The organism is Neobacillus cucumis, assembly GCF_002860255.1.
Lineage (GTDB): Bacteria > Bacillota > Bacilli > Bacillales > Cytobacillaceae > Neobacillus > Neobacillus cucumis_A.
Window position 1 is genome coordinate 1 of sequence record NZ_PGVE01000034.1, and the last position, 1,659, is coordinate 1,659.

The window sequence follows — 1,659 nt, forward strand, 5'->3', positions numbered from 1 at the left end:
ACGTCACAAAGAAGTTCTGCTACATTTTCAGAAGTCACATCTGCCGAGTTGATCCACTTAATATCGATATCTGCATCGAACGCGTATCCAGCGTGACGCATAGCTTCAACCGCTGAAATGTATGCATCTTGTAATTCTACATACTTACCAACTAAACCGATTGTTACTGTTTCTTTTAGTGACTTAACCAACTTCACTAGTTCTTCCACTTCCGAAAGTTCAGGCTGTGGTGTTTCAAGACCCAAGTAATCCACAACTAGCTGATCCATGTTTTGTTCATGCAAACGAAGAGGTACTTCATATAGAGTTTCTGCATCAAGTGCTTCAATCACTTCTTCTGGCTTGATGTTACAGAATAAAGCAATCTTGTCTTTCATTTCTTGTGGTACAGGATACTCGCTTCGCACAACGATCATGTTCGGCTGAATTCCTAGACTACGCAATTCCTTTACACTGTGCTGTGTCGGCTTCGTTTTCATTTCACCAGCTGCATGCAAATATGGAATGAGCGTGTTATGAATGTACATGACGTCATCTTTCGCAAGGTCCGTTTTCAATTGGCGAATAGCTTCAAGGTATGGCAATGATTCGATATCCCCTACGCTTCCACCAATTTCTGTAATAACGACATCCGCGTTCAATGTTTGACCTGCACGTTTGATCAATTCTTTAATTTCATTGGTAATATGAGGGATTACTTGAACTGTTGCTCCGTTGTATTCGCCAGCGCGTTCTTTGCGCAATACTAGATCATACACTTTCCCCATCGTTACGTTGGAGTAACGGTTACATTCGATGTCGATAAAACGCTCGTAGTGACCGATATCCAGATCCGTTTCCGCTCCGTCTTCCGTTACGAAAACTTCCCCGTGCTGGTACGGGCTCATCATGCGTGGATCAATATTGATATATGGATCGAATTTTTGGTTCGTGACTTTCAAACCGCGGTTCTTAAGTAAACGTCCGAGTGATGCCGCGTTGATACCTTTACCTAAAGAAGAGACGACGCCGCCTGTAATGAAAATATATTTTGTCATGTGTAGTGCCTCCATTTATTCTTTTTCCAAGCTATTAGGGTCGATATAAAATCAAAAAAGCGCCCCGTTTGTAGCGTAACTACAATAAGGAGCGCGTATACACGAATTCATGTGTCCTTTTCAGGAGCCCATACAAATCTTATATTTTCAGGCTCCAAAAGTCAAGAAATTATTTCTCTTCCTCGTACTCTTCTTCTTCTTCTTCCTCTTCATCTTCATCTTCTTCATCGATATCGAGTTCTACTTCAGGAATAACTTCCAGGTCGTCGTCAGGATCGATTAAATCTTCATCGATTTCGACTACTTCCTCTTCTTCCTCATCCTCGTCGTCTACATCATCTTCTTCGCCGAGTTCTACGTATTCCTCATCGAAGATTTCTTCTTCGTCATCATCATCATCTTCGATATCATCTTCGTCATAATCTTTTTTCTTCTTTTTCTTCTTGCGCACTTTTACGACAGGTGCAGTTTCTTCTTCGATCTGATCCACTGGATACCATTCGCGTAAGCCCCAACGGTTGTCCTGGATTGCAAGGAATCTGCCATCGATGTTCAAGTCTGTATAAAATTGAAGCATTTTCGCTTTCAATTCTTTCTCGGTTATACCTGTAAGTTTACGGAA

At 41.6% G+C, this 1,659-nt stretch carries 2 protein-coding genes; both read right to left on the reverse strand.

The window, feature by feature from the left end; genetic code table 11:
• The coding region (locus tag CVD27_RS07345; RefSeq protein ID WP_142384081.1) for a CTP synthase at positions 1-1,037 on the reverse strand (1,037 nt) is incomplete at its 3' end.
• A gap of 169 nt (positions 1,038-1,206) precedes the next feature.
• On the reverse strand, positions 1,207-1,659 hold a 453-nt coding region (gene rpoE / locus CVD27_RS07350), incomplete at its 5' end, for a DNA-directed RNA polymerase subunit delta (protein ID WP_101647252.1).